Here is a 26414-nt window from a genome sequence, read left to right as displayed (position 1 = left end):
GCCACTCCTCCACTCGCCGGGTGCGCCGCAGTCTAACCGGCGATGTGGTCGGACCACTATGGCGGAGAAGCGGGAAAATAAGGCTCCACGGGGTATTGCCAAGCGGGATTGGTCTGATAAATATGCCGTCAACTGCTCAACACGCTCAACGAGGAGCCACCAGATGGCAGGCAGAACAGCAGGGAAGCGCACCAGGGTCCAGATCATCGGTGCGGTAGCCGTGGCCGCGAGCGCCTCGCTCGCGCTCACCGCGTGCGGCAGCACCAAGGACACCGCGGGCAGCACCAGTGAGGGCGGCGACGGGAGCGGCAAGGTGGGCGTGGTCCTGCCGCTGCTGACCTCGCCGTTCTGGCAGTCGTACAACGACTACGTGCCGAAGATGGCCAAGTCCCAGGGCGTGGACGCGCTGAAGACCGTCAACTCCAACAGTGACCCCTCCCAGCAGATCACCGACATCAACAACGAGCTCAACCAGGGCGTCAAAGGCCTGGTCGTGGCCCCGCTGGACAGCGCCGCCATCGAGGCCGGCCTCGACCAGGCGGAACGCAAGGGCGTCCCGGTCGTCGCGGTCGATGTGGCCCCCGACAAGGGCAAGGTCGCCATGGTCGTCCGGGCGAACAACGTGTCGTACGGCGAGAAGGCCTGCCAGTACCTCGGTGAGCACATCACCTCCGGCAAGGTCGTGCAGATCATGGGCGACCTGGCCTCCGTCAACGGCCGGGACCGCTCCGAGGCCTTCCGGGCCTGTGTGAAGAAGAACTTCCCGAAGCTGAAGGTCCTGGAGATTCCCGCCAAGTGGGAGTCCGACACGGCCGCCTCGCAGCTGAGCACCCTCCTGAACGCCAACCCCGACCTCAAGGGCATCTACATGCAGGCCGGCGGCGTCTACCTCGCGCCGACGCTCCAGACCCTGAAGTCCAAGGGGCTGCTGAAGAAGGCGGGCACCGCGGGCCATATCGCGATCGTCTCCAACGACGGCATCCCGCAGGAGTTCGACGCGATCCGCAAGGGCGAGATCGACGCGACCGTCTCCCAGCCGGCCGACCTGTACGCCCAGTACGGCATGTACTACATCAAGGCGGCGATGGAGGGGAAGACCTTCAAGCCCGGCCCGACCGACCACGACTCCACGATCGTCAAGCTGCCCAACGGCATCCTCGAGGACCAGCTGCCCGCGCCCCTGGTCACCAAGGACAACGTCGACGACCCGAAGCTGTGGGGCAACACGGTCAAATGAGCATCCCACTCGTCGAAGCCCAGGGGGTCGTCAAGCGGTACGGCCCCACGACCGCCCTCGCCGACGGCCGGCTCACCGTCCTGCCCGGCGAGTCCCACGCTCTCGTCGGCCGCAACGGCGCGGGCAAGTCCACCCTCGTCAGCGTCCTCACCGGCCTCCAGGCCCCCGACGAGGGCACCGTCCGCTTCGACGGCGAGCTCGCACCCCCGCTCGCCGACCGGGACGCCTGGCGCGGCAAGGTCGCCTGCGTCTACCAGAAGCCCACCGTCGTACCCGAGTTGACGGTCGCCGAGAACCTCTTCATCAACCGGCAGCCCCTCAGGCGGAGTCTGATCAGCTGGCGGGCGCTGCGGGCCCAGGCCGCCGAACTCCTCGACACCTGGGACGTACGTGTCGACCCGGACGCCCGCACCGCCGACCTCAAGGTCGAGGACCGGCAAATGGTGGAGATCGCAAGGGCGTTGAGCTTCGGCGCCCGCTTCATCGTCCTCGACGAGCCGACCGCGCAGCTCGACAACCGTGAGATCGAGCGGCTCTTCGACCGGATGCGCGCGCTCCAGGACTCCGGTGTCACCTTCCTGTTCATCTCGCACCACCTCCAGGAGGTGTACGAGGTGTGCCAGACGGTCACCGTCCTCAGGGACGCCCGCTGGATCACCACGGCGCCCGTGGCCGACATGCCCCGGGCCGCCCTGGTCGAGGCGATGGCCGGCGAGACCGTCGCCGAACAGCAACAGGCCGTGCGCACACGGGAGACCGACGCCCCCGTCCTCCTCGACGCCCGGGGCCTGACCTCCGACGCCTACCACGACGTCGACCTCACCGTCCGCCGCGGGGAGGTCGTCGGACTCGCCGGCATCAGCGGCAGCGGCAAGATCGAGCTGGCCGAGACCTTCACAGGACTGCACACCCCCTCCGGCGGCACGGCCCGACTCGACGGCAGACCGCTGCCGTTCGGCGACGTGCAGGCCTCGCTCAAGGCCGGCGTCGGCTTCGTGCCGCGCGACCGGCACGCCCAGGGCCTGGTCTTCGGCATGACCATCGGCGACAACGCCACCCTCAGCGTCCTGGACCGGCTCGGCCGCCGCGGTTTCGTGCGCACCGAGCGCAAACGCGGCTTCGCCACCGCGCTCATCGACCGCCTCGACATCCACGCCGAGGGCCCCGACCAGCCCGTCTCCGACCTGTCCGGCGGCAACGCGCAGAAGGTCGTCATGGCCCGCGCGCTCGCCTCCGACCCCCGGCTGCTCGTCCTCATCAACCCCACCGCGGGCGTCGACGTCAAGTCGAAGGAATCCCTGCTCTCGCGCGTGGACACCGCCCGCGAGGACGGCACCGCGGTCCTCGTCGTCTCCGACGAACTCGACGACCTGCGGCGCTGCGACCGCGTACTCGTCCTCTTCCACGGCCGCGTGGTCGCCGAGCACCCGGCGGGCTGGCGCGACCACGAGCTGATCGCCTCCATAGAAGGAGTGGACCATGGCTGACACCAAGGCCCGCCCGCTCGCGCCCGCACGCGCCCTCACCCCCGGCACGGCCCGGACGGTGCTGCTGCGCCGGGCCCGCGAACTCGCCCTCGTCCCCGCCCTGTTGCTCCTGATGGTGCTCGGCGCGTTCGTCAACGACTCGTTCCTCACCGAACGCAACCTGATCTCCATCCTCGGCGCCTCGGCGGCCCTCGCCATGGTCGTCCTGGCCGAGTCCCTCGTCCTGATCACCGGCAAGTTCGACCTGTCCCTGGAGTCGGTCGTAGGCATCGCGCCCGCCGTGGGGGCCCTGCTCGTCCTGCCCGCCGCCCAGTCCGGCTGGGGGACCGAATTCCCGGCCGCCCTCGCCCTGTTGGCGGTCCTCGTGGCCGGCGCGGTGGTCGGCGCCTTCAACGGCGTCCTGGTCGTGAAGTTCAAGCTCAACGCGTTCATCGTGACGCTCGCGATGCTGATCGTGCTGCGCGGACTGCTCGTCGGCGCGACCAAGGGCAAGACCCTCTTCGGCATGCCGGACAGCTTCTACTCCCTGGCCACCACCACCTTCCTGACCATCCCGATGTCGGTGTGGCTCGCCGCCGTCGCCTTCGCCGTCGCCGGCCTGGTCCTCAAGTACCACCGCGTCGGCCGCGCCCTGTACGCCATCGGCGGCAACCCCGACGCGGCCCGCGCCGCCGGCATCCGGGTCGAGCGCGTGATGCTCGGCGTGTTCGTCGTGGCCGGTGTGCTCGCCTCCGTCGGCGGCATCATGCAGACCGGGTACGTCGGCGCGATCAGCGCCAACCAGGGCCAGAACATGATCTTCACCGTGTTCGCGGCCGCGGTCATCGGCGGCATCAGCCTCGACGGCGGCAAGGGCACGTACAGAACCTGCTCACGCTCGCCCAGGTGCCGTCCTTCTGGATCCAGGCCATCTACGGCGGAATCATCCTGGTCGCCCTCATGATCGCCCGTGTCACGACGGGCCGGGCCCAGGACTGACTCCCCCCGCACCCAACCGAAAGGCACTCCGTGTCCCCGACCACCGCCCGCATCACCGCGGTAGACACCTACGACATCCGCTTCCCCACCTCGCGGGAGCTCGACGGCTCCGACGCGATGAACCCGGACCCCGACTACTCGGCGGCCTACGTCGTGCTGCGCACCGACGCGTCCGACCGGCACGAGGGGCACGGCTTCACCTTCACCATCGGGCGTGGCAACGATGTCCAGGTCGCCGCGATCCAGGCGTTGCGCGGCCACGTGGTCGGACGGTCCGTCGACCAACTGTGCGCGGACCCGGGCACGTTGTACCGCGACCTCGTCGGCGACAGCCAACTGCGCTGGCTCGGGCCCGAGAAGGGCGTGATGCACATGGCGATCGGCGCGGTCGTCAACGCCGTGTGGGACCTGGCGGCCAAGCGCGCCGAGAAGCCCCTGTGGCGGCTGCTCGCCGAGAGCGACCCCGAATGGCTGGTCGGCCAGATCGACTTCCGCTACCTCACGGACGCGCTCACCCCCGAGGAGGCGCTGGACATCCTGCGCCGGGGCCGGGAGGGCGCCCGGGAAAGATCCGCGCGGCTACTGGACCGGGGCTACCCCGCCTACACCACCTCCCCCGGCTGGCTCGGCTACGACGACGAGAAGCTCACCCGGCTCGCCGCCCAGGCCGTCGCCGACGGCTTCCGGCAGATCAAGCTGAAGGTCGGCGCGGACCTGGAGGACGACGTACGGCGCTGCCGGGTCGCCCGCCGGGTCGTCGGCCCCGGCATCCGCATGGCGATCGACGCGAACCAGCGCTGGGACGTGGACGAGGCGATCCGCTGGACCCGGGCCCTCGCCGAGTTCGACCCGTACTGGATCGAGGAGCCCACCAGCCCCGACGACGTCCTCGGCCACGCGGCCGTCCGCAAGGCCGTCGCCCCGGTCAAGGTCGCCACCGGCGAGCACGTCCAGAACCGGGTCGTCTTCAAGCAGCTCCTCCAGGCCGGGGCCGTCGACGTCGTCCAGATCGACGCGGCCCGCGTCGGCGGCGTCAACGAGAACCTCGCCGTCCTGCTGCTCGCCGCCAAGTTCGGCGTCCCGGTCTGCCCGCACGCGGGCGGCGTCGGCCTGTGCGAACTCGTCCAGCACCTCTCGATGTTCGACTACGTGGCCGTCACCGGCACCACCGAGGACCGGGTCATCGAGTACGTCGACCATCTGCACGACCACTTCCAGGACCCCGTGGTGATCAGGGACGGCCACTACACGGCACCCACCGCTCCCGGGCTCTCCGCCGAGATGTACCCGGAGTCCATCGCGCGCTACACGTTCCCGGACGGCGCCTTCTGGGCAGAAGATCTCGCCGACGACACACGGAAGAAGGGGCAGGCGGCATGAGCGACTTCGAGGGTCTCAAGGCCCTGGTGACCGGCGGGGCCTCCGGCATCGGCCGGGCCACGGCCGAACTCCTGGCCGCGCGCGGCGCCCAGGTCGCCGTCCTCGACCTGGATCCGTCCGCGGTGGAGAAGCCGCTCCGGGGCTACCGCGCCGACGTCACCGACGACGACTCCGTGCGTGCGGCCGTCGCGGCGGCCGCCGCCGATCTCGGCGGCCTCGACGTCCTGGTCAACAACGCGGGCATCGGCGCCCAGGGCACCGTGGCCGACAACGACGACGCGGAGTGGCACCGCGTCTACGACGTCAACGTCGTCGGCATGGTCCGGGTGACCCGCGCCGCGCTCCCTCATCTGCGAGAGTCCGCGCACCCGGCGATCGTGAACACCTCCTCCATCGCGGCCACCGCGGGCCTGCCGCAGCGGGCGCTGTACAGCGCGACCAAGGGGGCCGTGCAGGCCCTGACCCTCGCGATGGCCGCCGACCACGTCCGTGAGGGCATCCGCGTGAACTGCGTCAACCCCGGCACGGTGGACACCCCCTGGGTCGGCCGCCTGCTCGCCGGTGCCGCCGACCCGGCCGCCGAACGCGCCGCACTGGAGGCCCGTCAGCCCACCGGCCGACTCGTCTCGGCCGACGAGGTCGCGGGCGCTGTCGCCTACCTGGCGAGCCCCCTCTCCGGCGCCACCACCGGCACCTCGCTGGCCGTCGACGGCGGCATGCGGGGCCTGCGCCTGCGCCCGGCGGGCCAGTGAGCACCCTCGGGCGCAGCGGAGTCGAGGTCAGCCGACTGGCCTTCGGCGGGGCGGCCGTCGGCAACCTCTTCACCGAGGTGAGCGACGAGCAGGCCCACGAGGCGGTGACCGCCGCCTGGGAGCGCGGCATCCGCTACTTCGACACCGCCCCGCACTACGGTCTGGGCCTGTCGGAACAGCGGCTCGGCGAGGTCCTGAAGGCGTACCCGCGCGCGGAGTTCACCGTCTCCACCAAGGTCGGCCGCCGTCTGGAGCCCTCCGGCGCGGGCGGCGACGACCTCGCCAACGGCTTCGCGGTCCCGGCGACACGGCGCCGCGTCTGGGACTTCACCGAGGACGGCGTACGACGCACCCTCGAGGCGAGCCTCGAACGGCTGGGCCTGGACCGGGTGGACGTCGTCTACCTGCACGACCCCGACGACCATGCCGAAGCGGCCTTCCGGGAGGGCTACCCGGCCCTGGAGAAGCTGCGCTCGGAGGGTGTGGTGGGGGCGATCGGCGCCGGGATGAACCAGGTGGAGATGCTCACCCGCTTCGTCCGCGAGACCGACGTGGACGTGGTGCTGTGCGCGGGCCGCTACACCCTGCTCGACCGGAGCGCGCTGGACGCACTCCTGCCCGCGGCCGTCGAGCGGGGTGTGTCGGTGATCGTCGGCGGCGCCTTCAACTCCGGTCTGCTGGCCGATCCGCAGCCGGGAGCGACGTACAACTACACCGCTGCGCCGACCGAGTTGCTCGACAAGGCGCTGCGCATGAAGGAGATCGCCGGCCGGCACGGCATCAGCCTGCGGACCGCCGCCCTCGCCTTCTGCGCGGCCCACCCGGCCGTCGCGAGCGTCCTGGTGGGCGCCCGCTCGGCGGCCGAGGTGCACGACTGCGCCGACCAGTTCGCGGTGGCGGTGCCGGAGACCTTCTGGCAGGAACTGCGGGACACGGGACTACTGGAGGACCACACATGAGAGTCGCCCTGCACACCACGGTCCGCGCCGACCGCATCGACGAGTACGAGGCCGCCCACCGCGAGGTCCCGGTCGAACTCACCGACGCGATCCGCGCGGCCGGGGCCTCCTCCTGGACGATCTGGCGCAGCGGCACCGACCTGTTCCACGTCCTGGAGTGCGAGGACTACGGCCGCCTCCTCGCCGAACTCGAGAAACTGCCGGTGAACGTCACCTGGCAGGCCCGGATGGCCGAACTCCTGGACGTGGTCCACGACTACTCGGACGAGGGCGCCGCCGCCGGCCTGCCGGTGGTGTGGGAGCTGCCGTGACGGTCGTGGACGCGCACCACCACGTGTGGGACCTGGCGGTGCGGGACCAGGACTGGATCGCCGCGGACAGCCCGCTGCGACGGACCTTCACCGTCGAGGACCTCGCCGCCGAGGCCCGCGCCGCCGGGGTCGACCGTACCGTCCTCGTCCAGACGGTCACCGTGCCCGAGGAGACCCCGGAGTTCCTCGCTCTCGCGGCCGGGCACGACCTGATCGCGGGGGTCGTCGGCTGGACCGACCTCACCCGCCCCGATGTCGCCGACGACCTCGCCCGTCTCCGCGCCCTCCCCGGCGGCTCCTTCCTCAAGGGCATCCGCCATCAGGTCCAGGGCGAGCCGGACCCGCGGTGGTTGCTGCGCCCGGAGGTCCTGCGCGGCCTCGCGGCGGTCGCCGAGGCGGGCCTGCTCTACGACCTGGTCGTGCTGCCGCCCCAGCTGGCCGCCTGCGTCGAGGCGGCCGAGTCCCTGCCCCACCTCACCTTCGTCCTGGACCACCTGGGCAAGCCCCCCATCGCCTCCGGTGCCCTGGAGCCCTGGGCGAGCGACCTCCGCGCCCTCGCGGCCCTCCCCAACACCGTCTGCAAGCTCTCCGGCATGGTCACGGAGGCCGACCCCGCGCACTGGACCGTCGACGACCTGCGCCCCTACGCCGACACGGTCCTGGACGCCTTCGGCCCGGACCGCGTGATGTACGGCTCGGACTGGCCGGTGTGCACGTCGGAGGCGACCTATGACGATGTACTGGTCACCGCCCGGGAGCTGATCGGTGAGGGCGACGCCGACCAGGTCCTCGCTGCCACCGCCACCCGCGTCTACGGCCTGTGAGCCACCCCCGTCGGCCGCGTCTACGGCCTGTGGGCCACCCCCGCCGGCCGCGTCTACGGCCTCTGAGACACCCCTGCCAACCGTGTCGGCGGCAGGAAATCCCGTACATACGTCCGCTCCCAGCACGCCCCCGTCCGCCTCCGCTCCCGCCACGTCGTGAACCGGTAGCGGAACAGGCGGGCGCGGACGTAGCGGGGCGGGGAATCGGCCGGGAACGGGGAGTGGCGCAGGAGTCGCAGGGTGGCGGGGTCGTTCTCCAGGAGCCGTTCGGCCATCGTGCCGAACCACGCGTCGGCGTAGGCGGGGGAGAGCGCCGCGAACCACATCATCCAGTCCAGGCGCAGATGGTAGGGCGCGAACTGGCGCGGCCAACGGTGCGGATCACCCGGCTTGCCCTTGAACTGGTACTCCTTCCACTCCGAGTCCCGACGCGGCACGTCGTCCGTCGTGCCCTCCACGACCACCTCGTGGCGGATCCGGCTGACGCTGCCGAACGCGCCGTAGGTGTTGACCAGGTGCAGCGGGTCGAAGGAGCGGTTCATGATCTGCCTGCGGGAGAGCATGTTGCGGACCGGGTGGTAGCTCAGGCCGAGGAGCAGCGCGGCGACGGCGATGACCACGACCTCGAACCAGAGCGGCGCGGCGGGCACATCCGGTGCCTCGCCCGGAAGGTGCAGCGCCGGCACCGCCAGCACGATCGTGATCCAGTTCAGCCAGGCGAAGTTGCCCGAGAGCACCAGCCACAGCTGGGTCAGGATCATCAGCGAGGCGGCGGCCGTGGCGATCGGCTGCGGGGCGAACAGGAAGAACGGCACGGCGAGTTGCGTGACGTGGTTCGCGGCCGCCTCCACCCGGTGCAGGGGGCGGGGGAGATGGTGGAACCACCAGCTCAGCGGGCCCGGCATCGGCTGGGTCTCGTGGTGGTGGTAGAGGCAGGTGAGCTTGCGCCAGCACGCGTCACCCCGCATCTTGATGAGCCCGGCACCGAACTCGACCCGGAACAGGATCCAGCGCAGCAGGAGCAACACCACGACCGGCGGGGCGACTTCGTCGTTGCCGAGGAACACCGCGAGGAAGCCGACCTCCAGGAGCAACGACTCCCAGCCGAAGCCGTACCAGGTCTGGCCGACGTTGACGATCGACAGGTACAGCAGCCACGGCAGCAGCCAGAGCAGCATCCCGGCCCACAGCGGCAGCCACGAGTCGAGCCCCGCCGCCAGCGCGAGGGCCACTCCGCAGCCCGTCCACGCGCAGCCCGCGAAGAACCGGTCCGAGTAGTGCAGTTGGAAGAGGCTCGGCGCCTTGCGGAAGGGCACCCGGGCGACGAATCGCCGGACCGGCAGCATGCCGCGTTCCCCGATCAGCGCCCTGAACTGGAGAGCCGCGGCCAGGAACGCGACGAAGTACAGCCCGGCAAGAGCCCGCTGGAAGACCAGCCGGCTCAGCCAGTAGTCGGGTGCGGTGAACCAGTCCACGCGTCTCGCTCCTGCCTCCATTGTCGCGCCGGACACCCAGGGTGACTCTCCGTGTACCTCCTCTCCGCCTGCGCAACCCGAACGGGCGCGCGAGGCGGCCCGGGGAAGCGCCCCGACGGCCTCCTCCGGCTCAGCAGTCCCGAGGAGCGCCGTCCCCGACAACCTTGCCCTCCCCGGTCGAATAATCGGGCGATTCCTGGCAAGGTGGGCCCATGGTTGATCGGGGAGCGAGCGCCCTGGCACTCCCGGACGACTGGCCCGCCCACCCGGATCCGATCCTGGCGCTCAACCGCATGGGCAGCTTCGACTGGGACCTCGACAGCGGCCTGCTCCACATGGACGCCCAGGCCCACGAGGTCTTCGACCTGCGCCACGACGAGTACGACGGCAACCCGATGACCCTCGGCGTGCGGGTGCCCAGGGGCGAGGCGCACCGGCTCGACGCCCTGGTCGCCAAGGCCATCAAGGACGGCAGCGAGAACTACGGCACCTACTTCCGGCTGCGCTGCCGCGACGGCACCCTGCGCTGGACGCACACCCAGGGCTACATCCGGCGGGACGAGACGGGTCGGCCGCGCCGGATCGTCGGCATCGTGCGCGACGCCACCCAGGAGATGGGCGAGCTGGAGGCCCGCCGGGAACTGGCCGCCCAGGACGAGGCCCTTCGCCGGCAGACCAGCGTCGTCCAGCTCACCACCGCCGCCCTGGCCCACGCCCGGACCGTCCAGGACGTCATCGACGTGCTCAAGGACACCCACGGCCTCACCCACCTCGGCGCCACCAGCCTGGTCATGGGGCTCGTCGAGGCGGGCCGGATCCGGCTGATCGCCGAGGGCCCCGCGGGCAGCTTCGTGCCCGGCACCGACATCACCCGGATCGACGAGCCGTACCCGATGAGCGAGGCCGTGCGCACGCTCAGCCCGCGGTTCATCGAGTCGCCGGAGGAGTTCGCCGACCGCTACCCGATCCTGTGGCCGCACATCACCGGCCTCAACATCACCTCCGCCGCCTACCTCCCGCTCATCGCCGAAGCGCGTCCCATCGGCGCCATGGGCCTGCTCTACAGCGACCGCCACGGCTTCACCCCCGAGGACCGCAACGTTCTCATCGCCCTCGGCAGCAGCATCGCCCAGAGCCTGATGCGGGCCATGCTCTACGAGCAGGAGAAGGACCTCGCCACCGGCCTCCAGCAGGCCATGCTGCCCCGGACCATCCCCAGCGTCCCCGGCAGCGACGTGGCCGTCCGCTACCGGGCCGCCTCCGCCGACGGCTCCCTCGGCCGGGACATCGGCGGCGACTGGTACGACCTGATCCCGCTGCCCGGCGGCCGGGTCGGTGCCGTCATCGGGGACGTCCAGGGCCACGACACGCACGCGGCGGCCGTCATGGGCCAGCTGCGGATCGTCCTGAGGGCCTATGCCGCCGAGGGCCACACCCCGGCCACCGTCATGGCCCGCGCCTCCGTCTTCCTCCACGAACTGGACACCGACCGCTTCGCGACCTGCCTGTATGCCGAGGCCGACCTGGACACCGGAGTCGTCCAGGTGGTCCGGGCGGGCCACATCGACCCGCTGGTCCGGCAGGCCGGGGGCAGCTGCCGCCGGGTGACCGTGGACGGGGGGCTGCCGCTCGGTCTGTCCGCCGAGTTCGGACAGCTCGACTACCCCGTCGCCACCCTCGAACTCGAACCGGGGGACACGCTGTTGCTGTGCACCGACGGGCTGGTCGAAATGCCCGGCGCCGACCTCGACGACGGCATGCGGACCCTCATCGGTCTCATCGCCGTGGGCCCCGAGGACGTGTGGGAACTCGCCGACAAGCTCATCGACGTGGCCGAGGAACGCGGCGGGGACGACGACGTGGCCCTGCTCCTGCTGCGCCGCCGCGCTCCCGACTCCCAGCAGTCCGGCGGCCGCCTCCGGCAGCATGTGGCGTCCGGGGACCCCGAGGCCCTCATGCAGGCCCGGCACATGATCCGGGCCGCGGTCGCCGCCTGGGGCGCGCGGGAGCGTTCCGACGAGATCGAACTGGTCGCCGACGAGCTGATCACCAACGCCCTGATGCACACCGAGGGCGCCGCGATCGTCACGCTACGGGCCCTGACCGGCCCCGACCGGCGGATTCGCGTCGAGGTCGAGGACTCCTCCAGCGCCCTGCCGCGGCGCCGGGACGCGGGCGAGTCGGGGGTCTCCGGCCGCGGGCTGCTCCTGGTCGACCTGCTCAGCGACGTGTGGGGCGTGGAGGCGCGGGGCCGCGGCAAGTGCGTGTGGTGCGAGTTCGCCGTACGGGACCGGCGCTGACCACGGCCGCGATCCCGTCGTACCGGAGTGGTGCTGACCACGGCCGCGATCCCGTCGTACCGGAGCGGCGCTGATCACCGCCGCGATCCCCTCGTACGAGAGCGGCGCTGACCTGACCCCCGCCGTCACCGGTGGCACTCTGGACGTATGCCGGAACTCCCCGAGGTCGAAGCGCTCAAGGACTTCCTCACCGAGAACCTGGTCGGCCACGAGATCGTGCGCGTGCTGCCGGTCGCCATCAGCGTCCTGAAGACGTACGACCCCCCGCCCACCGCCGTCGAGGGCCACGAGGTCGTCGCCGTGCACCGCCACGGCAAGTTCCTCGACCTGGAGACCGACGGTGGCCCGCACGTCGTCACCCATCTGGCCCGGGCGGGCTGGCTGCACTGGAAGGACCAGCTCCCGAGCGGCCCGCCCCGCCCCGGAAAGGGCCCCCTCGCCCTGCGCGTGGCCGTGGAGACCGGCGCCGGCTTCGACCTGACGGAGGCGGGCACCCAGAAGCGCCTCGCGGTGTACGTCGTGGCCGACCCGCAGGAGGTCCCCGGCATCGCCCGGCTCGGCCCCGACCCCCTCGCCGAAGACTTCGACGAGGCCCGCCTGGCGGCACTGCTGAAGGGGGAGCGGCGGCAGATCAAGGGTGCCCTGCGCGACCAGGGCCTGATCGCGGGTGTCGGCAACGCCTACAGTGACGAGATCCTGCACGCCGCGAGGATGTCCCCCTTCAAGCCCACCGCGACCCTCACCGCTGAGGAGACCGGCAGGCTCTACGAGGCGCTGCGGACCACCCTCACCGAGGCGGTCGAGCGGTCCCGGGGTGTCGCGGCGGGACGTCTGAAGGCGGAGAAGAAGTCGGGCCTGCGGGTCCACGGCCGCACCGGTGAACCCTGTCCCGTGTGCGGCGACACCATCCGCGAGGTCTCCTTCAGCGACTCCTCGCTCCAGTACTGCCCGACCTGCCAGACCGGCGGCAAGCCGCTCGCGGACCGCAGACTGTCCCGGCTGCTGAAGTGACCTGAACTCACTCCGGGGCCGGCGTCAGCTGGGGTCGAGGGTCACCAGGTGCTCGCCGCGCGCCGTGCGGACCTCGTAGCGGTCGATCTGGTCGGCGTGGAAGGTGGAGCTGCCCATCATGGTGTTGTCCTCGGAGGCGTGCCCGGTGGCGTTCCAGCCGGTCACGGTCTCCTCCGTGCCGTCGCGGCTGATCGCGACGAGGTGACAGGAGCGGGGGCCGGACTCGTCCTTCACCTTGAGCTCCACCGCGGTGCCCCAGTCCTCGTCCTCGGTGACGACCTGGGCCCACACCCCGGACTTGGCGTCGGTGGCCTCGACGCTGCTGGTCCGCGGGGCCGCCTCGGCGTTCCGTGAGGAGTCGCCGCCGGCCGCCAGGGCGAGCGTGGGGCCGCCCACCGCGAGGACCACCGAGGCGGCCAGGGCGAACACCAGCCGCCTGCGGCGCGCCCGCTGCCGGGTGGCGACCTCGCCGAGGAGCCGGTTGAGCAGCTGGGGGCCCGGCTGCGCCATCGGGTGCACGACCCGGGGCGTCGCCCGGCGGTACAGCATCATCTGCCGGGTCACCGGACCGAACTCCGTCACGTGTGCCGCGCACCGGGGGCACTCCATGAGGTGGTCCTCGAAGCGGAAGGCCTCCGCCTCGTCCAGCACGCCGAGCGCGTACGCGCCGACGTCGCGATGCCTCTCCAAGGACCTCATGCGGAAACCTCGTGCCGTTGGGTGTGGGTGGGGTTACTCGTTGCTCCCACCGGTACGCACCAGCCCGCCGAATCACTCAAGGGGTACGCAGAATCGTGACCAAGGGATTCGGAGTGGTCGGCCCCGCGGATTGGTCCGAATCGAAAAGAATCCGGAACACCTAGAACAGGTGGATGGCCAGGTGGCCGAGCGGCAGGCCGAGTTGCCACGCGGGCGTCCAGACCTTCGGCCCCTCGTCTTCACCGAGCCCCGCCCCGCCGCCCGGAACGGCGTTGAGATCGGGGGCGAGCAGCTCGGTCTCCTCCAGCCAGCGCCAGGCCGACGCCGCGAGTTCCAGGTCCGGCACCGGTTCGCCCGAGGCCACCGCCTCGGCCGTCAGCGCGGCCATCCGCTCACAGACCCAGTCCTGCCACGGCTGGTCGTACGCGGTCAGCGACAGCCAGTTCTCCAACTGGGAGACCACCTGGATGCCGGAGAGCTCGTTCTCGGTGTCGGCGAGGAAGACGGTCAGCGCGAGCGCGTCCCGCCCGGCCCGGAACTCGAAGGACGTCGGTGGCATCAGATCGCCGGAACGCAGCAGTTCGTCGGCGATGTACTCGGCGTACAACCAGGCCATGGGAACGACGAGTTCGCCGCCGCCGGTGCCGTCCGTGCTCTGTTGACCTCTGTGCAGCATCCTTGCCTGCCTTCCTCCGGTGCGTGCGCGTCGCCCGTCGCCGGGCCTCTGTGGGAGGCCCATCCGGAACACGGATGAGGACAGCCGATTACTCAACCGGGGTCCTCAGCAAGGCGCTTTACGGAGGTTTGACTTTCCCGTTGGTTTCACCGCAGGTCGGCCGCGTATCCCGGAAGCACCCGGCGCAGGGCGCGCAGCGCGTAGTACGCGCGGGACTTCACCGTACCGGGCGGGATTCCGAGGATTTCGGCGGCTTCCGCCACACTTGCCCCCTGGAAGTACACCAGCACCAGGACTTCACGGTGTTCCGGAGTGAGTGTCTTCACAGCCTCGCGTACGTCGAGGGCCGCGGCCGCCCGCTCCGCGTGATCGGCGCACACGCGCGCGTTCTCCAGCACCGCGTCGCCGACCTCGGCCGGACGCGCCTGCCGGGCCCGCCGCGCGTCGATCGCCAGCCGCCGTCCCACCGTCATGAGCCAGGGCCGTACGGAGTCGAAGTCGTCGGCGCGCAACGCCTCGGGATGCTGCCAGGCGCGGACGAGGGTCTCCTGCACGAGGTCCTCGGCGCGTTGCCGGTCGCCGTCGCTGAGCCGGAGCAGAAGCGCGAAGAGGGGCCGGCCGTGCTCCCGCTGCAATGCGGCGAGCTCGTGCTCGGCGGTCGTCCCGTTCGTGAGCGTGGTCCCGGCCGTCATGGCCGTATGGCACCTCAGTGCGGGGCCGGGGGACAGGCCACGCACAAGGATCTGCGGCGGGCGGTCGATCGCGTCGACGAACGGTTCGATGAACGGTTCGTTCCGCGTTCCGTCCGCGTCCCGTGCGCCCCGGACGGGTCAAGAAGACGGTCAGACCGTTTGCGGACACGGACCAACTCATACCTATTCGTCAGTAAATATGACCTCGATGGGGTGAGCTGATGATTGCACGCAGACAGCAGGTTGCCCTGGCCCTCACCGTCCTTCTCGCCGGAGGAGCGGCCTGCCAGGCGCACGACCACGCGACACCCGGGCGTCCCGCCCCGGCCGCCGCCGCACCGCGCGGCTTCACGCTCGTCGCCTCCGGCGACGTCCTGCCGCACAGCTCGATCATCGACCGGGCCCGTTTCGACGCGGGCGGCAACGGCTACGACTTCCGTCCGATGCTGGCCGGGATCCGGTCCGTCGTCTCCCGCGCGGATCTGGCGCTGTGTCACATGGAGACCGTCTACGGCGCGAACGGGAACTACACCGGCTACCCGACCTTCAAGTCCCCGCCCGAGGTGGCCCAGGCGCTCGCCGCCACCGGCTACGACGGCTGCTCGACCGCCTCCAACCACAGCCTCGACGACGGCGCCGACGGCATCCGCCGCACCCTCGACGCGCTCGACCGCGCGGGCGTACGGCACGCCGGATCGGCCCGCGACGAGGCGGAGGCGCGCACGGTCACCGTGCTGCGCGCCGGGGCCGCGAAGGTGGCCCACCTCGCCTACACCAACGACACCAACGGCTTCCCGATGCCCCAGGGGCAGCCCTGGGCGGTCAACCTGATGGACGAGAACAAGATCCTCGCGGACGCCCGGGCCGCCCGGAAGGCGGGCGCCGACGTGGTCGTCGTATCGCTGCACTGGGGCACCGAATGGCAGAACGCGCCCGACGAGCAGCAGAAGGCGCTGGCCCGCGACCTCACCGCGGCCCGCACCGGCGGGCGCCCCGACATCGACCTGATCCTCGGCACCCACGCCCATGTCCCGCAGGCGTACGAGAAGGTCAACGGCACCTGGGTGGTCTACGGCATGGGCGACCAGATCGCCGGCGAGATGTTCAACCACGAGGGCGCCCAGGACCCGCGCGGCAACCAGTCCACCCTCGGCCGCTTCACCTTCGTCCCGCCGGCCCGGCCGGGCGGGCGCTGGCGGGTCACCAGGGCGGAGTTCGTGCCGCAGATGTTCGACGTGGACGCGGGACGGGTGGTGAACCTGAACCGCGCGATCGCGCAGGGCGCCGACCTGGACGGCGTGCGCGACCGCATCCGGGAGGTGGTGCTGAGCCGGGGCGCGGCGAAGGCGGGGCTCACCATGGGGCAGTAGCTCAGTCCATGTCCACGTGGTCGAAGGTCTTCAGCATCTGCTTCAACACGCGTACGCACGAACGGAGTTCGGCGTCGGTCAGCTCGCCGCCGCCGACCTGCCGGTTGAGGGCGTGCTCGCGCGCCAGGATCGCGGTGATGACGTCCGTGCCCTCGTCCGTGATCCGGATCAGCGAGGACCGCTGGTGTGCGGGGTTGGGTGTGGCCTCCGTCCAGCCCCGCTCGATCGCGTCATTGGTCATGCGCTGCACGAACTGCCGGGTCAGCGCCATGATCCGGGCCATCTGAGGAACCGTCATGGGTCCGTACCTGTGCAGCAGGACGAGGACGGACCGCACGCCGACGGACACTCCGCCGATCGCCTCGTCCTGCTCCAGCTTGCGCAGGCCGCGCCGGTAGAGCGCGCCGACGAGGTCGAACACCTCGGAGACGCGGTGGCCGAGTTCGTCGGGCGGCAATGGTGCGTCGATGTCGTTCACCCGCTCATCATGCACCGGACCATCATGACAACCTGGTTGTCAAAGTCACCAGAAGATGACACCTTGGTTGTCATGACCGTTGCTTCGGAACTGACCTTCTTCCCGTCCGCCGACGGGGACATCGCCTACCTCGACACCGGAAGCGGTGACCTCGTGGTCCTGCTGCACGCCGGCTATGTCGACCACCGCCTCTTCCAGGCCCAGATCCCGGCTCTGGCCGCCGAGCACCGCGTGGTCGCCGTGGACATCCGCGGCCACGGCTGGACCGCCAACGCGACCGAGCCCTTCCGCTGGGCGGACGACCTCGCGTGTCTGCTGCGGCACCTCGACGCGGGCCCCGCCGTCCTGGCCGGCGTCTCGATGGGCGGGGCGGTCGCCGGGGACACCGCGATGGAGTACCCGGAACTGGTCCGGGGGATCGTCCTGAGCGGGGCCTCCGTCAGCGACTTCCAGTACACCCACGAGGCAACCCGGCAAGTCGTCACCGAGTCCCAGCGGACGCTGCACTCGGGCGACATCGACGGCTGGCTGAAGGTGTTCCTCGGCTCCGCGGCCGGCCCCTTCCGCTCGGCGGAGGAGCTGGACCCGCGCATCCTCGACCACCTGCGAGAGATGGCCCTGCACACCATCGCCAAGCACACCCCGGGCGAGCGGAACTGGCATGTGCCGATGACGGACACCTGGGCCCGGGTGCCCAAGATCGACGTCCCGGTGCTCACCGTCAACGGCACCCTGGACTCACCGGACCTGCTGGCCGACGCCGAACGCTTCGCGAACACCGCCCGCAACGGCCGCTCGGTCCTGGTGGAGGGCACGTCGCACTTCCCCAACCTGGAGAAGCCCGAGGAGTTCAACGCGATCCTGCTGGACTTCCTCCGCGAGCTCTGACGCCCCGCCGACGCCGACCGCTACGAGGAAGGAGACGAGGACTGCGGGCCCCGCCGTACCGTCCGCCACTGTCCCGGACGGAGGGAAGGTGCCCGCACCGATGACGCCGCCTACGCCGATTGCGGTCAGCCGGCACAGCACGAGCGGCCGTTCCAGGCCAGTGGCCGCGCTGGATTCCGTCTCCTCGCCGCTTTCGGCCGGTTTGCGGCGGAGAATCCCCTCGCCTGTCCAAAACCGGGCCATGTGCCTCACCTCTTCGCGTCCGGCAAAGGGGTGACGGCAGATCATGACGACACCGGGGCGCCTGGGACGGAAGTCGCCGCGCAGATACCCGGCGGAAGCAAGTGAACTGAACGGCCGTTCAGTTCGTGGGTCGGAGTAGTTTGTCCCGCAACCACTGAGCGGAGTTCTCGGAGGTTCCAGAATGACCACCGACCCACACGTGCCGCCGCCCTTGCGGACGTTCCGGCTGCCGGCCGTCGTGGACGGCACGGACGCCGACCGGGCCCTCGGGCGGGCGCTCATCGCCGCCTGGCAGTCCGACGGCATCTTCCAGATCCACGCCACCCCCGCCCAGCAGGAAGCCACCGAAAGGGCACTGGAGGCATCCCGGGCCTTCTGCCGCAGACCCCTCGCGGAGAAGGCAGGGTACGTCTCGGACCTCAGCTACAGCGGCTACGTGGCCTCCGGCGAGGAGGAGACGGCGGGGGAGCGGGACGGCTCGGAGATCTTCACGGTGTGCCCCGACATCCCGGCCGACGACCCCCGCGTCATCGACCGATGGCCCTGCCACGGCCCCGCACCCTGGCCCTCACCCGGCTACGCCCGCGCCATGAAGGGCTACATGACGGCCGTCGGCGAGGTGGGCCACCGCCTGCTCCGGCTCACGGCTCTCGGCCTCGGCCTGGACGACCCCGACCACTTCACCCGGCTCACCGCGGACGGCTGGCACCACATGCGGGTCCTGCGGTTCCCGCCGGCCGACGCAGGCTCCGAACGCGGCATAGGCGCCCACACCGACTACGGCCTGCTCGTCGTCGCAGCCCAGGACGACGTCGGCGGCCTCTACGTCCGGCCACCCGTACCCGGCGAGGAGCGCGGCCGCAACTGGCTGCCCGGCGAGTCCATGGCCGGCCGTCACGAGCACGAGGAGCCGTGGACCTACGTCACCCCGGTCCCGGCCGTCCTCACCGTCTTCCCCGGCGACATCATGCAGTTCATGACCGGCGGCGCCCTGCTGTCGACCCCGCACAAGGTCCGCCTGGCCGAGCGCGAGCGCTACACCCTCGCCTATTTCCACGAACCGGCCTTCAACGCGGTGGCCCGCCCGCTCGACACCGCGGACCCCACCGAGTACATCCACTACGGCACCCACTTCACCCGGATGTTCATGCGCTGCTATCCGGAGCGCGTGACCACCACCCGCATCGAGACGGAGGGCCGGCTGAAGGTGCTGGACCGGCTGCGCGAGGAAGCACTGACCTGAACCGACCGACGTGCGCCGGACTCGGCAGGGCCGGCACCGGGCCGCGGCCCCGCCAGGAGCCCGGCTACGGCACCACCGTCACCGACCTCCGCCCGGCCATGAGTCGGCTACGGCACCACCGTCACCGACCTCCGCCCGGCCATGAGTCGGCTATGGCACCCCCCGGCCTCCGCCCGGCCATGAGTCGGCTATGGCACCACTGTCACCGGCCACCGCCCCGCCTTCACCAGACGTACCGCGACCGAACCGACGATCCGGTGCCCGGCCTGCTCCGAGGCGCCCACCACGACCGCGTCGGCCTTGAGTTCGTCCGCGGCCTTCGTCAGCCCGCTGTAGGGGTCGCCACGGAAGGTGTGGAACTCCCAGCGCACATCGAATATCCCCTTGTTCTGCTCGGTCGCCTGCCGGATCTGGGCGACCAGGTCCTCGGCGATCTCGTCCGTCGTCTCGGCCACCGGAGCACCGAGCGCCGCGCCCGACGCGAGCACCGGCTGGACGTACACGACGGCGAGCAGCGCGTGCTGCCGCCGGGCCAGACCTCCGGCGTACGCGGCGGCGCGGAGCGAGGAATCGGAGCCGTCCACGCCGACCACGATCACCTTGGGCCCGTCCGTGCCCCGTTCGAACTGCTGCGAATGCTGTTCCGTCACGGCTGCGAGGCTATCGGAACCCGCAGGTCCGGACCCCCGGCGGGACCGGCCACAACGGGGGTGCGTGAACGGCCGAACGGGGCACCCGTGGGGACGGGCGCGACCGGGCGCCGCCGGAGCCCGCCGCCGCCCTCGGCACCCGGCCTCGACGGAGGGGACGAGGCCGGGGCCGACACACCCTCCAGGGGCCCGCCCTGACGCGCCGTCATGGCTGACAGGGGCGTTCTCACTGGGCCGGGCGGGTGTATTCGTGCCGCCGCACCGGTGTTGCTGAGGTGCGTCTGCGCTCCGCCGGGCGACTGATGAGTCATGACGAAGGATCAGTTGCTCACACGACTGTCGGCGACGAAGGCGGCGGTCCTCACCCGGCGCCGGGCCCTGGTGGCCGGAGTCACCGCGGCAGGAGCCGCCGGTACGGCCGGGGTGTTCGCGGCGGTCGGCGACGAGAAGCCGGTCCGGCCGGCTCTCCCCGCCGCCGGCCCGCCGGCCGCGGCCCGTCCGCTCCAGCCGTCGGCCTACCGCCTCCAGCCCCTCACCGGATACGGCCCGCCGCAGGCCGCCCCCCACCGCACCCTCGTACGCCACGAGCCGATGCTGAAGGTGTCCGGACGCGGCCGGACCATGGTGCTGACCTTCGACGACGGTCCCGACCCCCGCTACACCCCGCACATCCTGGACACCCTCGCCGAGTACGACGTCCGCGCGATGTTCTTCGTGTGCGGCGAGATGGCGGTCGACAACAAGGACCTGCTGGCCCGGATGGCGGACGAGGGCCACGTCGTCGGCAACCACACCTGGTCGCACCCGCTGCTCACCCGGCTGACCCGGTCCCGCATCCGCTCGGAGATGGAACGCACCTGCGATGTCATCGAGGACGGCTACGGCGAGCGGCCCGAGTGGTTCCGCGCCCCCTACGGCGCCTGGAACCGCGCCGCCTTCCAACTCGGCGCGGAACTCGGCATGGACCCCCTCGCCTGGACGGTCGACACCCTCGACTGGACCAGACCCGGCACCCGCAAAATCGTCGGCCGGGTGGAGAACGGCGCCGCCCCCGGCGTCGTGGTGCTCTCGCACGACGCCGGGGGCGACCGCACCCAGAGTGTCCGGGCGCTGCGCGACTATCTCCCGAGGCTGCTCGACTCCGGTTATCACATCACCGTTCCGCGGAGGCAGTACGCGTAACCGCTGACGCGGCCCGCCGGCCGGGGAACGCTCAGCGGACCTCGGCCAGGCGGGCGAACGCGACGACGTTCCCGGCATAACCGTGCTGCTTCGAGAAACCGCCCCCGCAGGTGATGACCCGCAATTCCGGGGTGCCCTTGGAACCGTAGACGCGGTCGCCGGGGAAATTGCTCTTCTCGAAGACCTCGATGCCGTAGATCTCGAAGATCGCCGTCTTTCCGTCCTTGCGCCTGATCTCGATGCGATTTCCCTTCTTGAGGGCCCCGAGTCCGTAGAACACGGCGGGGCCCTGTTTGTTGTCGACATGGCCGACGACGACGGCGGTGCCCTTCTCGCCCGGGGAGACCGCGCCGGTGAACCAGCCGGCCAGGTTCGGGTCCTCCGGCGGCGGTGCGGCGACCCAGCCGTCCGGGTCCAGGCCGACCGGCAGCACCGGCGCGTCCACCCGGATCGCCGGGATGAGGACCCGGTCGGGCGCGGCGAACGGCAGGGCGGCGGGGGAGCTGCCGAACGTGGTGCCGTGCACCCGGGTGTCCGCCGCGGCCGCCGAGGCGGGCTGGGGCGGGCCGACGTCGAACTCCCCCGACCCGTTCCGGATGAGCGCGAGGCCGGTCAGCAGAACAAGCGCTATCACGCCCCAGGGAGCGCGCTTCTTCCGCTGCTCCTCCACTTCGGCCAGATCGGCCAGCTCGGACGCAGACATTGACTTCCCCTCTCGACGCGGCCGTCGCCACGTCATTCGCGCATACGAGAACGCTAAATGCCGCGCGCGCAACCGGCGACGGGGCGAAGGCGAACGGGTGGCCCCCGAATGCGGGTGGTGCGCCATCCGAGTTGCCGTGAACAGGAATTTTCTGACGGTCCGTGACCTGCGGAGATATCCGATTGTGCGCTTTTCGTTCGGCGTGTTGGCTCACCAGGACGGACCATTGTCGAAATGCGGTGCGGCGCAAGGCATCTGAGGGTCTGTCTGGGAGGCGCTTTCTCGCCGATCAACCGGGGACCGTTCCCCGGGCGTCTCCCGCGGAGGATCACATGCGTACCACTCGTGCCCTGGCGGCCGCCGGCGCCGCCGTCGCGGTTCTCGGTCTCGCCACCCCGGTCGCCGTCGCCAAGGACGGCATGAACCTGAGCCCGAGCAACGTCGTCGCGCTGCCCAGCGTCATCGCTCGGGGCGGTCAGCTCACCATCACCGTCAACAACTGCACCGGCCGGGCCACGGCCAGCTCGGACGCCTTCCCGACGACCACGCTGCGCACGGGACCCGGCAATGTGGCGACGGGACGGGCGACCGTCAACCAGAACGCGCGGACGGGGTCGCACAGCATCAGCGTCGTGTGCCAGAACGGCACGGTCATCAACCCCACGGCCTTCACCGTCATCGGTGGGGTCCGTGGTGGTCTCGGCGGCAGCAGCTCCACCGGCGCCACGCCGACCGACATGGCCATCGGCGGCGGCCTCGTGGCCCTGGCGGTCATCGGCGGCGGCGTGTTCTGGATGCGCCGCCGGTCGGAGCGGCACATCTGACCCCGGTCCCGTCCGGAGTCTCTTGATCCCCCCTCGGAGGTCGCTGAGCCCTTCCCCTTCGCGGCTCTCCGACCGCGCCCGCCCAGGCCCTCCGCTCCGCCTCGCTTGCGAGTCCGGGGTGGAGGGCTGCGTCGGCTGCTTCCGAGTGTCGAGGGGAGGGCTGCGCGGTCCCGGTTGTTCCTGGGCGCGGACGCAAGGCTGTCCTCCGGCCGTGCCCGGGCGCTGTCCTCCGGCCGTGCCTGGGCATGGGGTGGAGGGCGACCCGGTCACGGCCGGTTCCAGGACTGGGAGGAGCGCCGCGCTGCCCTGGCCGGGTTTTCAGGCCGGGGTGGAGGCTTGCTTGGTCCCCGCTGTTTCTCGGCATGGGGCGAAGGGCTGTCGGGTCGGGCCGCTTCCGCGCGGAGGGCGGCCCGGTCGCCGCCGCATCCCGGACACGCGCCCGAGGGCTACCTGGCCGGGCCGAGTGCGGGGTCACGTGCCGTGTGAGCCGACTCGCTGCTGAGCCAGGAACCGGGACAACCAGGACCCCGCACCCCCACCCCGCGCCCGGCGCAGCGGTCACGCGTTGTCCTCGTTGCTGCCGCGGCGGCGGGACAGGGCGTAGGCCGTGCCGACCGAGCCCACGACGAGCGCGGCGCCCATGCCGATCTGCTTGAGGTCGAACCCGGCGAGGCTGCCGCCCTCACCGGCCTGGACACCCCGGCCCGGGTAGAGCGGCACCGGGGTGGGCTCGACCGGCCGGACCCCGGCGATGGTCAGGGACGTGGACCCGCTGACGCCGTCACACGTGAAGGTGACCCGGTGGACCGCACCGGGCCTCGCGTCCCAGTCGACGACAGCTGTCGCCTGGCTCCGGTGCGAGGGGATGGTGATGGTGTCGAAGACCGCCGAGGTGACCGTCGCCGAGCCCTTGCAGCCGCCGTGGTCCCGCTCCAGCAGCAGCGTCACCTGGCCGCCCGGCGCGACGGTCGAGGGCAGCACGCTGAACCCGAAGGGCGTGATGTTGTTGTCGCTCTTCGCCACGGCGGCCGGAGCGGCGAAGGTCAGGGCGGTCAGGCCCAGCAGTGCGGCCGAAGCGACGCGTATCGCGCGCATGGTGGTTCCTCCGGTCCCCGAGGAGCAGCTGCGGACCTTTTCCGCCTACGTCAGAAATGCACCTCGATGACCGAAACGCTAGGAACACGTGTACGTCCGCGCGATCCCTGTCGCGCCGAATGGGGCACAGCACTGGGCCGGTCAGGGGACACCGACGGCGTGTCGCACGCCGAGCGCCCCCCCCCGACCGGCCCGTGGTGAGCGGCCGTCAGCCCTTGATGCCCGGGAAGAGGGAGAGGAACGGCTCGGCCGAGGCCGTGATCCCCCGGCTGTAGGGGGCGTCGAAGTCCCAGATCAGGAAGAGCAGGAAGGCGATCAGTGCGGAGAACAGCCCGGCGAGGATCAGCTCACGCGCCCTACGCCTGATCTGGAGCGCGAACACCATCCCGATGGTGATCACCGCCCCGCCCAGCAGCCCGAACCACACCACCCCGGGCATGGTCGGCTCGACCGAGTCCGCGCGCGCGTTGCGGGCCTGGTCCACGGCGGCCACCTGGTCCACGAGGGGCTGGTAGGCCTGGGCCTCGAAGTCGGTCGCCGGCTGGTAGGAGGTGACGTCCGTGCGGATCCGGTCGAGCAGCTCGGCGCCGCGCGTGGTCGTCCGGTCGTGGTCGGCCATCTCCTTCCACTCGACGGTGACGACGTGTCCGACATAGGCGTTGACATCGGCCCGAATGCGGTCACGGACACCGGCCGGATACACCTGGACCCGCTCCGAGATCTCGTGCAGCGCCTGGGCCTCCGCCTGGACGTGGTCCTGTGCGGAGCTGCGGGCCTCCCATACCCCCGCGATGGCCAGACCCAGCACAATGGCGTAGACCACCCCGATCCACATCGTCATGTACTCGATGACGTCCGGGGTCTCGCTGGGATCCTCGTCCACGGGTGCCGCCTTGTGGCGGATGAGCGTGATGGCGACCACCACGGCGCACGCGGCCAGCATCGCGAGGATGAGAACAAGCCATTCCGGCAAGGGATGCCTCCAGGATCGGCACTAGCGGGGCCGCAGGGCGGCCACGGCGACCACCGCGGGCGCGGTGATGAGCAGGACGTAGATCACGGGCGAGGTCGTGCTGTGCGTGGTCCGGTCGGGCGCCTTCGCGTGGTGGTACGCCGGGTAGGTCACCGGACTCGCGGAGGGACCCGGAGCCGGCTTCGGCGGCGTCCGTGTCGGGGGTGGGGTGGGGGTCGGTGTCGGGGTGGGCTCGGGGGGCGGAGTGGGCCGGGGCCGCGGTGGGGCCGGCTGCGGGGCCGGTGCGGGCGGCGGAGGCGGGGGCTTCGGTGCCGGGGGCTCGGGGGCCGGGGGCGGCGGTGGGGTCGGCTTCGGCGGCTTCCGGGTCGGAGGCGGCGTCGGCGTCGGGTCGGGTGAGGGCGTCGGAGTGCAAGGAGGCTCGGGGGGAGTCGGGGTCGGGGCGGGCGGCGGCGGTTTCGGGCACGGCGGCAGGGTGGGCCAGTCCAGGCTCCCGGCGACCGCCACGACCTCGGCGCCGTCGGGGCCGACGGAGGCGTACGCGCAGGCATCCGCCTCGGCCACCCCGGCCGTCGGGGCGACGAGCGCCCACGTCAATGCCAGCAGGGCCAACACCCGTATGGCGGAGGCGGTTTGGGGCGATTCGGGTCGATGCACGTCGGAGATCATGAGGCCTGCCGCGCCGCCTCACGCGCGGGCGCGAAGAGATTGCTCCGAAGGAGCGAAAAAGGCCACCCGATGTTTGAATCCGGGACGTTCGTGCGTCCGATCAGGCGTACGTCTGTGCGGTCCGAGGTGGGTGTGGTCACGGCGTCCGAAAAGAAATTTGCGGGACCGTTGAACACAACCCCTGCCCCGATGCGTACCCATTGTCGTGCGGCGGCGCAGCAGGGCGCTGCAACACCCTTTTTAATTATGGGGAGTTGACGATGAAGACCTCCTGGCGGAACGCCTCACTCGTGGCAAGCGCCGCGGCGGTGCTCGCCCTCACGACGGCGTGCGGTCAGGACAGCGGCGCCTCGTCCGTGGGCAGCCAGCAGAATGTCGGCGCCACCGCGGCCGCGGGCGGTTACGGCGGTCTGGGCTCCGGTATCGGGACCGGCACCGAGACCAGCCCCAGCGCGAGCTCGACCTCCGCGGTCGGCCAGGGCAACCTGGGCGCCCAGTCGGCCTCGGCCGGCAAGTTGCAGGTGTCCGCGAACCCCGAACTCGGGGACGTGCTGACCGATGCCACCGGCCTCACCCTCTACCGCTTCGACGAGGACACCGCCGAGCCGCCGAAGTCGAACTGCAACGGCGACTGCGCGACGGCCTGGCCGCCGGTGCCCGCGGACGACGCCTCGGCCGGTGCCGGCATCGACAAGGCGCTGCTCGGCGAGGTCACCCGTGCCGACGGCAGCAAGCAGCTGACCATCGGCGGCTGGCCTGCCTACCGTTACGCCAAGGACACCAAGGCCGGCGACCTGACCGGTCAGGGCGTGGGCGGCAAGTGGTACGCGCTGGCGCCCACCGGCAAGAAGGCGTCCGTCGCGAGCCTTCCCGGACTGTCCACCCGCAACGACCCCAAGCTGGGCGAGATCGTCGTCGACAAGAACGGCATGACGGTCTACCGCTTCGCCAAGGACAAGGCGTGGCCCAAGCCGGTCTCGAACTGCAACGGCGCCTGCCTGGAGAAGTGGCCGGTCGTGGGCCCGGTGCAGGCGAACGACACCAAGGGCGTCCAGAAGAAGGGCCTCATGAACTTCACCCGCGGCGACGGCGTGAGGCAGCAGACGGTCAACTGCTCGCCGATCTACACCTTCTCGGGCGACAAGGAGCCCGGCGACACCAACGGTCAGGGTGTCGGCGGCACGTGGTACGCCGTCCGTCCGAACGGAGAGATGGTCGGTATCTCCGACAAGTGACGGCCCTCTCACCGGGACCTCACCAAGGACCACCGGTCCGCCCCTTCCGCGCCGCACGGAGGGGGCGGACCGGTTTGCCGTCA

General features: G+C 71.2%; 25 protein-coding genes and 2 pseudogenes. 16 read left to right on the top strand and 11 right to left on the bottom strand.

Features of this window, described 5'->3' with window-relative positions; translation table 11 throughout:
- Positions 1-163: 163 nt before the first annotated feature.
- The 8 genes and pseudogenes from IF54_RS0137190 to IF54_RS0137155 all read left to right on the top strand — a co-directional run bounded on the left by IF54_RS0137190 (position 164) and on the right by IF54_RS0137155 (position 7928).
- Positions 164-1237 (top strand): sugar ABC transporter substrate-binding protein, encoded by a 1074-nt coding sequence (locus tag IF54_RS0137190; protein ID WP_030327046.1) that lies wholly within the window; start codon positions 164-166, stop codon positions 1235-1237.
- On the top strand, positions 1234-2724 hold the full coding sequence (locus IF54_RS0137185; RefSeq protein ID WP_030327044.1) for a sugar ABC transporter ATP-binding protein: 1491 nt from the start codon (positions 1234-1236) through the stop codon (positions 2722-2724). Before IF54_RS0137190 ends, IF54_RS0137185 begins: the two co-directional genes overlap by 4 nt.
- Positions 2717-3702 (top strand): annotated as a pseudogene (locus IF54_RS40050) (ABC transporter permease). The gene IF54_RS0137185 and the pseudogene IF54_RS40050 overlap by 8 nt, the downstream one beginning before the upstream one ends.
- Positions 3703-3732: 30 nt before the next feature.
- Positions 3733-5082, top strand: a complete 1350-nt coding sequence (locus IF54_RS0137175; protein WP_030327043.1) for an enolase C-terminal domain-like protein — start codon at positions 3733-3735, stop codon at positions 5080-5082.
- On the top strand, positions 5079-5834 hold the full coding sequence (locus IF54_RS0137170) for an SDR family NAD(P)-dependent oxidoreductase (protein WP_030327042.1): 756 nt from the start codon (positions 5079-5081) through the stop codon (positions 5832-5834). Before IF54_RS0137175 ends, IF54_RS0137170 begins: the two co-directional genes overlap by 4 nt.
- Positions 5831-6793 carry an aldo/keto reductase gene (locus IF54_RS0137165; protein WP_030327041.1) on the top strand — a complete coding sequence of 321 codons (963 nt, stop codon included), beginning with the start codon at positions 5831-5833 and terminating at the stop codon, positions 6791-6793. Before IF54_RS0137170 ends, IF54_RS0137165 begins: the two co-directional genes overlap by 4 nt.
- Complete coding sequence (locus IF54_RS0137160; protein WP_030327040.1) at positions 6790-7104, top strand: L-rhamnose mutarotase; 315 nt, start codon at positions 6790-6792, stop codon at positions 7102-7104. The genes IF54_RS0137165 and IF54_RS0137160 overlap by 4 nt, the downstream gene beginning before the upstream one ends.
- Positions 7101-7928 carry an amidohydrolase family protein gene (locus IF54_RS0137155; protein WP_030327038.1) on the top strand — a complete coding sequence of 276 codons (828 nt, stop codon included), beginning with the start codon at positions 7101-7103 and terminating at the stop codon, positions 7926-7928. Before IF54_RS0137160 ends, IF54_RS0137155 begins: the two co-directional genes overlap by 4 nt.
- 53 nt (positions 7929-7981) lie before the next feature.
- Here IF54_RS0137155 and IF54_RS0137150 read toward each other — a convergent pair whose 3' ends face one another.
- On the bottom strand, positions 7982-9403 hold the full coding sequence (locus tag IF54_RS0137150; protein ID WP_030327037.1) for a lipase maturation factor family protein: 1422 nt from the start codon (positions 9401-9403) through the stop codon (positions 7982-7984).
- 212 nt (positions 9404-9615) lie between these two features.
- On the opposite strand from IF54_RS0137150, the gene IF54_RS0137145 reads away from it, so the two are divergent.
- On the top strand, positions 9616-11703 hold the full coding sequence (locus IF54_RS0137145) for a SpoIIE family protein phosphatase (protein WP_030327035.1): 2088 nt from the start codon (positions 9616-9618) through the stop codon (positions 11701-11703).
- Between the two features lie 147 nt (positions 11704-11850).
- Positions 11851-12714, top strand: a complete 864-nt coding sequence (locus tag IF54_RS0137140; RefSeq protein ID WP_030327033.1) for an Fpg/Nei family DNA glycosylase — start codon at positions 11851-11853, stop codon at positions 12712-12714.
- Between the two features lie 24 nt (positions 12715-12738).
- On the opposite strand, the gene IF54_RS0137135 is transcribed toward IF54_RS0137140, so the two are convergent.
- From IF54_RS0137135 to IF54_RS0137125, 3 genes are all read right to left on the bottom strand, one after another.
- Positions 12739-13413, bottom strand: coding sequence for a zf-HC2 domain-containing protein (locus IF54_RS0137135; RefSeq protein ID WP_030327031.1), 675 nt, complete (start codon positions 13411-13413; stop codon positions 12739-12741).
- Between the two features lie 160 nt (positions 13414-13573).
- Positions 13574-14089 (bottom strand): hypothetical protein, encoded by a 516-nt coding sequence (locus IF54_RS0137130; protein ID WP_030327029.1) that lies wholly within the window; start codon positions 14087-14089, stop codon positions 13574-13576.
- Between the two features lie 146 nt (positions 14090-14235).
- Positions 14236-14781, bottom strand: coding sequence for a sigma-70 family RNA polymerase sigma factor (locus tag IF54_RS0137125; protein WP_030327027.1), 546 nt, complete (start codon positions 14779-14781; stop codon positions 14236-14238).
- 221 nt (positions 14782-15002) lie between these two features.
- Here IF54_RS0137125 and IF54_RS0137120 point away from each other — a divergent pair, with 221 nt between their 5' ends.
- Positions 15003-16151, top strand: a complete 1149-nt coding sequence (locus tag IF54_RS0137120; protein ID WP_030327025.1) for a CapA family protein — start codon at positions 15003-15005, stop codon at positions 16149-16151.
- A 1-nt stretch (position 16152) separates the two neighbouring features.
- Here IF54_RS0137120 and IF54_RS0137115 read toward each other — a convergent pair whose 3' ends face one another.
- Entirely contained in the window at positions 16153-16629 is a 477-nt protein-coding gene (locus tag IF54_RS0137115; protein WP_020135207.1) for a MarR family winged helix-turn-helix transcriptional regulator, read from the bottom strand.
- A gap of 72 nt (positions 16630-16701) precedes the next feature.
- Between IF54_RS0137115 and IF54_RS0137110 the strand changes: the two genes are divergently transcribed.
- Complete coding sequence (locus IF54_RS0137110) at positions 16702-17517, top strand: alpha/beta fold hydrolase (protein WP_030327023.1); 816 nt, start codon at positions 16702-16704, stop codon at positions 17515-17517.
- Here IF54_RS0137110 and IF54_RS43750 read toward each other — a convergent pair.
- Positions 17515-17760 (bottom strand): annotated as a pseudogene (locus IF54_RS43750) (amino acid permease); the annotation flags it as partial. The gene IF54_RS0137110 and the pseudogene IF54_RS43750 overlap by 3 nt on opposite strands.
- A gap of 181 nt (positions 17761-17941) precedes the next feature.
- Between IF54_RS43750 and IF54_RS0137105 the strand changes: the two are divergent.
- Positions 17942-19003, top strand: a complete 1062-nt coding sequence (locus IF54_RS0137105) for an isopenicillin N synthase family dioxygenase (RefSeq protein ID WP_030327021.1) — start codon at positions 17942-17944, stop codon at positions 19001-19003.
- 188 nt (positions 19004-19191) lie between these two features.
- Here the strand turns inward: IF54_RS0137105 and IF54_RS0137100 are convergent, their stop codons facing one another.
- A complete protein-coding gene (locus tag IF54_RS0137100) occupies positions 19192-19653 on the bottom strand; it encodes a universal stress protein (protein WP_030327020.1) in 462 nt (153 codons plus the stop codon).
- A 309-nt stretch (positions 19654-19962) separates the two neighbouring features.
- Here IF54_RS0137100 and IF54_RS0137095 point away from each other — a divergent pair, with 309 nt between their 5' ends.
- Positions 19963-20835, top strand: coding sequence for a polysaccharide deacetylase family protein (locus IF54_RS0137095; protein WP_030327019.1), 873 nt, complete (start codon positions 19963-19965; stop codon positions 20833-20835).
- Positions 20836-20866: 31 nt separating this feature from the next.
- On the opposite strand, the gene IF54_RS0137090 is transcribed toward IF54_RS0137095, so the two are convergent.
- Positions 20867-21538 carry a class F sortase gene (locus tag IF54_RS0137090; RefSeq protein ID WP_030327018.1) on the bottom strand — a complete coding sequence of 224 codons (672 nt, stop codon included), beginning with the start codon at positions 21536-21538 and terminating at the stop codon, positions 20867-20869.
- Between the two features lie 332 nt (positions 21539-21870).
- Between IF54_RS0137090 and IF54_RS40045 the strand changes: the two genes are divergently transcribed.
- On the top strand, positions 21871-22362 hold the full coding sequence (locus tag IF54_RS40045) for a hypothetical protein (RefSeq protein WP_030327016.1): 492 nt from the start codon (positions 21871-21873) through the stop codon (positions 22360-22362).
- A gap of 558 nt (positions 22363-22920) precedes the next feature.
- On the opposite strand, the gene IF54_RS0137080 is transcribed toward IF54_RS40045, so the two are convergent.
- The 3 genes from IF54_RS0137080 to IF54_RS44020 all read right to left on the bottom strand — a co-directional run bounded on the left by IF54_RS0137080 (position 22921) and on the right by IF54_RS44020 (position 24583).
- Entirely contained in the window at positions 22921-23457 is a 537-nt protein-coding gene (locus tag IF54_RS0137080; protein ID WP_030327014.1) for a hypothetical protein, read from the bottom strand.
- A 208-nt stretch (positions 23458-23665) separates the two neighbouring features.
- Entirely contained in the window at positions 23666-24430 is a 765-nt protein-coding gene (locus IF54_RS0137075; protein ID WP_078852245.1) for a DUF4239 domain-containing protein, read from the bottom strand.
- Between the two features lie 21 nt (positions 24431-24451).
- A complete protein-coding gene (locus IF54_RS44020) occupies positions 24452-24583 on the bottom strand; it encodes a hypothetical protein (protein WP_020135198.1) in 132 nt (43 codons plus the stop codon).
- 773 nt (positions 24584-25356) lie between these two features.
- On the opposite strand from IF54_RS44020, the gene IF54_RS0137065 reads away from it, so the two are divergent.
- Positions 25357-26331 carry an SCO0930 family lipoprotein gene (locus IF54_RS0137065; protein ID WP_030327012.1) on the top strand — a complete coding sequence of 325 codons (975 nt, stop codon included), beginning with the start codon at positions 25357-25359 and terminating at the stop codon, positions 26329-26331.
- Positions 26332-26414 lie beyond the last annotated feature (83 nt).

It is taken from the genome of Streptomyces sp. NRRL B-3229 (assembly GCF_000719505.1).
Classification (GTDB): Bacteria; Actinomycetota; Actinomycetes; order Streptomycetales; family Streptomycetaceae; genus Streptomyces; species Streptomyces griseorubiginosus.
This window is presented reverse-complemented; position numbering and strand designations above follow the sequence as displayed.

Coding starts and splice junctions, on each gene's coding strand:
- IF54_RS0137190 (WP_030327046.1), top strand. CDS start 164: ATGGCAGGCAGAACAGCAGGGAAGCGCACCAGGGTCCAGATCATCGGT.
- IF54_RS0137185 (WP_030327044.1), top strand. CDS start 1,234: ATGAGCATCCCACTCGTCGAAGCCCAGGGGGTCGTCAAGCGGTACGGC.
- IF54_RS0137170 (WP_030327042.1), top strand. CDS start 5,079: ATGAGCGACTTCGAGGGTCTCAAGGCCCTGGTGACCGGCGGGGCCTCC.
- IF54_RS0137160 (WP_030327040.1), top strand. CDS start 6,790: ATGAGAGTCGCCCTGCACACCACGGTCCGCGCCGACCGCATCGACGAG.
- IF54_RS0137145 (WP_030327035.1), top strand. CDS start 9,616: ATGGTTGATCGGGGAGCGAGCGCCCTGGCACTCCCGGACGACTGGCCC.
- IF54_RS0137140 (WP_030327033.1), top strand. CDS start 11,851: ATGCCGGAACTCCCCGAGGTCGAAGCGCTCAAGGACTTCCTCACCGAG.
- IF54_RS0137135 (WP_030327031.1), bottom strand. CDS start 13,413: ATGAGGTCCTTGGAGAGGCATCGCGACGTCGGCGCGTACGCGCTCGGC.
- IF54_RS0137130 (WP_030327029.1), bottom strand. CDS start 14,089: ATGCTGCACAGAGGTCAACAGAGCACGGACGGCACCGGCGGCGGCGAA.
- IF54_RS0137125 (WP_030327027.1), bottom strand. CDS start 14,781: ATGACGGCCGGGACCACGCTCACGAACGGGACGACCGCCGAGCACGAG.
- IF54_RS0137120 (WP_030327025.1), top strand. CDS start 15,003: ATGATTGCACGCAGACAGCAGGTTGCCCTGGCCCTCACCGTCCTTCTC.
- IF54_RS0137110 (WP_030327023.1), top strand. CDS start 16,702: ATGACCGTTGCTTCGGAACTGACCTTCTTCCCGTCCGCCGACGGGGAC.
- IF54_RS0137105 (WP_030327021.1), top strand. CDS start 17,942: ATGACCACCGACCCACACGTGCCGCCGCCCTTGCGGACGTTCCGGCTG.
- IF54_RS0137095 (WP_030327019.1), top strand. CDS start 19,963: ATGACGAAGGATCAGTTGCTCACACGACTGTCGGCGACGAAGGCGGCG.
- IF54_RS0137090 (WP_030327018.1), bottom strand. CDS start 21,538: ATGTCTGCGTCCGAGCTGGCCGATCTGGCCGAAGTGGAGGAGCAGCGG.
- IF54_RS40045 (WP_030327016.1), top strand. CDS start 21,871: ATGCGTACCACTCGTGCCCTGGCGGCCGCCGGCGCCGCCGTCGCGGTT.
- IF54_RS0137080 (WP_030327014.1), bottom strand. CDS start 23,457: ATGCGCGCGATACGCGTCGCTTCGGCCGCACTGCTGGGCCTGACCGCC.
- IF54_RS0137065 (WP_030327012.1), top strand. CDS start 25,357: ATGAAGACCTCCTGGCGGAACGCCTCACTCGTGGCAAGCGCCGCGGCG.